Here is a 4,890-nt window from a genome sequence, read left to right on the forward strand (position 1 = left end):
GGGCCTGAGAGGCGCCGGCCTTGGCGGATCAAATCCACCACAAGGCATCCTACCACTACCCGCCGCGCCGATAATTCCGTGATCGCGCCAGTATCATCAAGCCGCCCGGTCTGTTTGCACGTTCGGCGAACGCTCAACAACACGACTTGACGGCCTGTGTCTGGCGTCTGAAAAGGGCTGGCCTGCGGACGTGGCGGAATTGGTAGACGCAAGGGACTTAAAATCCCTCGATCTCTGATCGTACGGGTTCGATTCCCGTCGTCCGCACCACCCTTCGCTCTTCGAGCTTCGGGTGGCAGGCCACCTGAAGCTCGGCAGGTTCGTTCAGGCGCACCAATTTCACCGGCTACAGCTTGTCGGCATCTCTACGCCTCGAACACTTTCTCAGTGAACCATTCCGCCAACCTGGCAAGCTCCGGCCCCAGCACGCGATCGGCGCCGACAGGCGGCACGATAGCTCTGATTTGATCGACGAAGGAACGCAGTGCCGGCGGCGGCGTCCGTTCGGTGACGTGCAGCGCCTGCGAGGCGATCATTGCCAGCATCGCCATGGCGGCATCGACGCAGCGGCCGGCGGTCGCTTCCTTGGTCCATGCGAAGAACGCCGTCGTGGCGACGTCGTCCTGCCCCGCGCCAGCCGATTCCGTGCCCGGAATGAAGGTACGTTGCGCCGCCAGCTTGGCCTGTTCGAGATAGCCGGTGATCGCCATCGGCACATAGCCGACATTGCCATGGCCATCGCTGTCGGCTGAGTGACGTCCGGTCATCAGCAGATCCGGCAGCAGCGACACCTTGCCGTTCAGAAGCTTCGAGGCGTGGCGGTCGCAGAGCAGGCAGATGTCGGCCCATATCGCCGCCAGATCGTCCAGCGCCGGCGTTGCCATCGCATTGTGATAGCCGCCGGTCGAGATGCAGCGGCCGAGCCGATGTGCATCGTCGGGCGGGATGTAGACGGGATTGTCCGATACCGAGGCCAGCGACACATTGGCCGCCCGCTCGGCCGTCGCCAGCGCACGATGCGCCTGGCCGAGGACGCGCGGCACGATGCGGTAGCTGACCGGCGCCTGATAGTTGCGTCGCCCATCGCCGGCGCCAACCAGAAACTCCCGCAATCCCTGCAGGGCAGCCGTCTCATGCTCATCGCCCCAGAGCGTGTCGAGCGCCGCGTCATAGTGCTCGAGCGGCGCGCGAAACGCTTCGATCGACAGCGCGAAAACTTTTTGCGCCATGCGGATGCGGCGGCGCCCCGCGAGCGCTGCGTCGGCCACCAAAGCGGCGGCGCAGGGCGAGCCGTTGATGAGCGAGCCGCGTTCCTTGACCTCGAGGTCGAAGCGCGTCGAAAGTTCTGCAAACAAGGGATAGAGCGCCAGGATCTCACCGGCGCCGCCCTGGCCGGAGGCCGGCACGACAGGCATCGGCCTGCCGTCGAGCATCGCGGCCACGGCAAGCGCGATGCGCGGCGTGGTGGCGGCGTTGCCCTCGATGAAGTTTGTCAGACGGGCAAGCACGATCGCCCTGACCACGCGATCCGGCAAGGGATCGCCGAACGAGGTGGCGGCGGCAAACGCCTTGATGCGCGCATGGCGATCGCGCTCGTCAGGTTCGAGCTTGCGGCTTGCCAATTCCCCCATGGCGGTTGTGACGCCATAGATGACCGGTGGCGGATCGGATTCAATCAGCTTCAGAAACGAGACGCGGCATTCGGCGATGCGCTGCAAGGCCTTCTCGCTGATCTCCACCGTGTCCTTCTTCCAGGCGACGCGGAAGACAGTGTCGAGGTTGATGTCGTCACGCGTCGACAGGCTAACTGGCATGCTTCACACCATCGGAAATAAGGGACCTAGTAGAGTGGTTCCTCGAACAGCGTCTTGTCGCCGTCGACCAGCGCCTTGATCTGCGCGGTGCCGTCGCCGGCAAGCGCAAGACGGATGCCGAATGGCCGCACCCGCATGTCGTTCTGGATCGCCATCCCCTCGCCTTCCGGCAGATAGAAGCGCTCGATGCCATAGTCCGGCGCGATGGTCGCCTCTTCGCCGCGAAGGTCCCAGCCTTCGGCGATGTGGCCTAGAATATCGGCCTCGTCGGCGGTTGCCATCGTTGGCGCCTGGCCGAACCAGGCGGCCGTCGGCTGCCAATAGCCGTCGGCGCCCTTCTTCAGGCGCACCACAATCGACGTATCGTCGCTTGAAAATTTGTCGGGCGGAATGTTGGCGATCATTTTCACCGGTATGCGCGAAATCTCGTAGCCCAGGATAATATAGTCGCCGCGCAGGAGGTCGCGCGGATCGACGGGTTCGATCTTCAGCAGCACTTCCTTGCCGTTGCGCAGGATCGCCGCCCGGCCGGCGATGATCCAGCTCAGGAAGCCTATCTGGACGAGCGCCACCACCAGCGCCGAGATGACAAGCCTTTTCCCGGTGATCATGCCGTGGCTCCCTTGGCGTCTGGGCCCTTCATGCGTTTTTCCACGCGGATGATGACGATCGCGAGGATGCCGAGCAGCACCGCGGCGGCCAGGAAGAAACCGGCCGTATCGAGCATCGATTGCAGGGTCACGACATAGATGATGGCGAGTTCGAAGGCGAAGCCGAGATAGGCAAGCCAGCGTAGCCCACGGCTCCCCCGTCCTGCCAGCACGATCGCGGCGACAACACCGGCCAGCGCGATCGCCGAAGCGAGGGCAAAACCGCTGTTGTAGGTGCTCTCGTCGGCGAGTTCGAACTGGATCATTGCGAGGCCGGTGAGGAAGCCGAGCAGCGCGTGCAAGGGCAAGCGGCCGCCGAGTTGCACGACCCGGTCGACCGGGCCAGGCGCGAAGACCGAGGCCGCGAACAGCAGCGCCGAGGCGACGACCAGCGGGATCGCCACCTGCAGCGTGTCGTGGTTGGTGACCAGCAGCATGAGATAGAACAGCACCGACAGGATAATCAGGTGGCGCGCCGCCTGGCTGCGGGTCCAGAACGAGACGGCAAACAGCACGATCGCCATCACGACGAAGCCGTGCGGAAAATCGCTGCGGCTGTAATAGTCGAAGCCTTTGAGGAACAGCCAGGCATCGGCGATGCCGACCGAAGCCACCGTCAGCGGGTTCGATCGCAGCGCAACCGCCGCCAGCGCCGTGCCGGCTCCCCAGGTCACCAGAGCCGAGGCCTCGTCGCCCGAGAGATGATACATCTGGCCGATCAGCGCGATCGAGCCGCCGAAAGCCGCGGCCGCCACGATCCACAGCGCTTCCCCGATTGCCGCATGGTCGCGGGCCTTCAGCACCGCGCCGCCGACATAGCCGCCAAGGATGACGGCAAACAGCGCCGCCACGCGCGCCAGCCTCGGGATCGCGTCCCAATTGGCGGCGACGAAAATCAGGATGGCGGCGCCGAACAGCAAGGCGGCCATCATAGCCAGGATCGAGCCGAAGCTCAGCGACTTGCGCTCGTTGGCCTCGACATCGCGCGCCAGCGAATCGGCCGTCGCGGGGTCGATCATGCCGGCCTGCTGCCAGCGCGCGATATCCGCCCTGACCCGCGACGAATAGCTCGCCATGCTGCTTCTCCCCCCAGTTTGGTCTTTTTTGCAGCCGATCCGGTCAAGCCGTTGGCGCTAAGGCATTTTCCGATTCGGGTTTCTTTGTGTCAGGTCCGTGAACGCGCGTTAATGCTGCATTGCACAATTTGCATTGCTGCCATGCAGCCATAGCGCTTTTAAATCGATATGGGTCCGCCTATTTATAGTTCGTACACAAACGGAATGATCCGCAAGAAAGACGAAACGAGAACTACCATGAACCTGATCCGCAACTACCGCAACTGGCGCCGCTACAGGGACACCGTGTCCGAGCTGAGCCGCCTGAGCAACCGTGAACTGACCGACCTCGGCATCAGCCGCAGCGACATTCCTTACGTCGCTCGCAAGGCGGTCTAATTCTTCGGACCGCGAATGGTCCGAACCAGTTTTGAAAAAGAGAACGACAATGAACCTGATCCGCAACTATCGTAACTGGCGCGTTTATCGCGAGACGGTTACCGAGCTGGGTCGCCTTTCGAACCGCCAGCTGCATGATCTCGGTATCGTCCGCGACGAAATCAAGATCATCGCCCGCCAGGCGATCTAGACAGAATTTCGCCAGGGTCGACCTCCTCCCCGACCTTGACGAATACGGTCACCCCTTACCTCCTCCCAAGGGTTGACCACAAAAACGGCGCCCGCCGCACCTCCTCCCGCGGCGGGCGTTGTTTCCCGGCAAATCGAATTTTGCCCCAAAGGTTTCGCTCCTTTTCAAACAGCGAAAGAGTTTTCGTCAAAGCCGACCTCCTCCCCGGCGATGACGAATCGGCCCGACCTTCACCTCCTCCCGAGGGTTGGCCACAAAAACGGCGCCCGCCGCACCTCCTCCCGCGGCGGGCGCTGTTTCCCAGGGGCAAGACGAATTTTGCTCCAGAGGTTTCGCCCCTTCTAAAAATGGCGAAAGGAATTTCGTCAAAGCCGACCTCCTCCCCGGCGATGACGAATATGGCCGGCCTTCACCTCCTCCCGAAGGTCGACCCCAAAAACGACACCCGCCGGACCTCCTCCCCCGGCGGGTGTTGTTGTTTTCAGGAGGCGCTCCCATCAGCAGCTGTTTGCCCCGCACCGCGCACGGCAATTGCAATCGCCGCACCAAGCGATTATTCCGGCGCTCATGAGCAAAAACCCAATCCACATCATCGGCGGCGGCCTCGCCGGTTCCGAAGCCGCCTGGCAGGCAGCGCAAGCCGGCGTGCCCGTCATCCTGCATGAAATGCGGCCCGTTCGTGGCACCGATGCGCACAAGACCGATAGCCTGGCCGAGCTCGTCTGTTCCAATTCCTTCCGCTCCGACGACGCCGACAACAACGCGGTCGGCCTGTTGCACGC

At 63.1% G+C, this 4,890-nt stretch carries 6 protein-coding genes and 1 tRNA gene; 4 read left to right on the forward strand and 3 right to left on the reverse strand.

Annotation, left to right across the window (positions count from 1 at the left end; translation table 11 throughout):
* The first annotated feature begins 184 nt into the window (after nt 1-184).
* Nucleotides 185-270 (forward strand) — tRNA-Leu (locus EN955_RS33660).
* A 95-nt stretch (nt 271-365) separates the two neighbouring features.
* Here the strand turns inward: EN955_RS33660 and EN955_RS33665 are convergent.
* The 3 genes from EN955_RS33665 to EN955_RS33675 are packed head-to-tail and all read right to left on the reverse strand — an operon-like array spanning nt 366 to nt 3,540.
* Nucleotides 366-1,814 (reverse strand): aromatic amino acid lyase, encoded by a 1,449-nt coding sequence (locus EN955_RS33665; protein ID WP_024503862.1) that lies wholly within the window; start codon nt 1,812-1,814, stop codon nt 366-368.
* Between the two features lie 26 nt (nt 1,815-1,840).
* Complete coding sequence (locus tag EN955_RS33670; protein WP_024503861.1) at nt 1,841-2,425, reverse strand: GDYXXLXY domain-containing protein; 585 nt, start codon at nt 2,423-2,425, stop codon at nt 1,841-1,843.
* Complete coding sequence (locus tag EN955_RS33675) at nt 2,422-3,540, reverse strand: DUF2157 domain-containing protein (protein ID WP_024503860.1); 1,119 nt, start codon at nt 3,538-3,540, stop codon at nt 2,422-2,424. The genes EN955_RS33670 and EN955_RS33675 overlap by 4 nt, the downstream gene beginning before the upstream one ends.
* Nucleotides 3,541-3,777: 237 nt before the next feature.
* Here EN955_RS33675 and EN955_RS33680 point away from each other — a divergent pair, with 237 nt between their 5' ends.
* From EN955_RS33680 to EN955_RS33690, 3 genes are all read left to right on the forward strand, one after another.
* Nucleotides 3,778-3,918 (forward strand): DUF1127 domain-containing protein, encoded by a 141-nt coding sequence (locus EN955_RS33680; RefSeq protein ID WP_013531315.1) that lies wholly within the window; start codon nt 3,778-3,780, stop codon nt 3,916-3,918.
* 49 nt (nt 3,919-3,967) lie between these two features.
* The gene (locus EN955_RS33685; protein WP_013531314.1) at nt 3,968-4,108 is read left to right on the forward strand and encodes a DUF1127 domain-containing protein; all 141 of its coding nucleotides are present in this window, start codon (nt 3,968-3,970) and stop codon (nt 4,106-4,108) included.
* Nucleotides 4,109-4,675: 567 nt separating this feature from the next.
* On the forward strand, nt 4,676-4,890 hold a 215-nt coding region (locus EN955_RS33690), incomplete at its 3' end, for an FAD-dependent oxidoreductase (protein ID WP_127223553.1).

It is taken from the genome of Mesorhizobium sp. M7A.F.Ca.CA.001.04.2.1 (assembly GCF_003998485.1).
Classification (GTDB): Bacteria; Pseudomonadota; Alphaproteobacteria; order Rhizobiales; family Rhizobiaceae; genus Mesorhizobium; species Mesorhizobium ciceri.

What these genes read in the sequence shown, in the direction of transcription:
- EN955_RS33675 (WP_024503860.1), bottom strand. Translation starts at nt 3,540, where the DNA reads ATGGCGAGCTATTCGTCGCGGGTCAGGGCGGATATCGCGCGCTGGCAG.
- EN955_RS33670 (WP_024503861.1), bottom strand. Translation starts at nt 2,425, where the DNA reads ATGATCACCGGGAAAAGGCTTGTCATCTCGGCGCTGGTGGTGGCGCTC.
- EN955_RS33680 (WP_013531315.1), top strand. Translation starts at nt 3,778, where the DNA reads ATGAACCTGATCCGCAACTACCGCAACTGGCGCCGCTACAGGGACACC.
- EN955_RS33665 (WP_024503862.1), bottom strand. Translation starts at nt 1,814, where the DNA reads ATGCCAGTTAGCCTGTCGACGCGTGACGACATCAACCTCGACACTGTC.
- EN955_RS33685 (WP_013531314.1), top strand. Translation starts at nt 3,968, where the DNA reads ATGAACCTGATCCGCAACTATCGTAACTGGCGCGTTTATCGCGAGACG.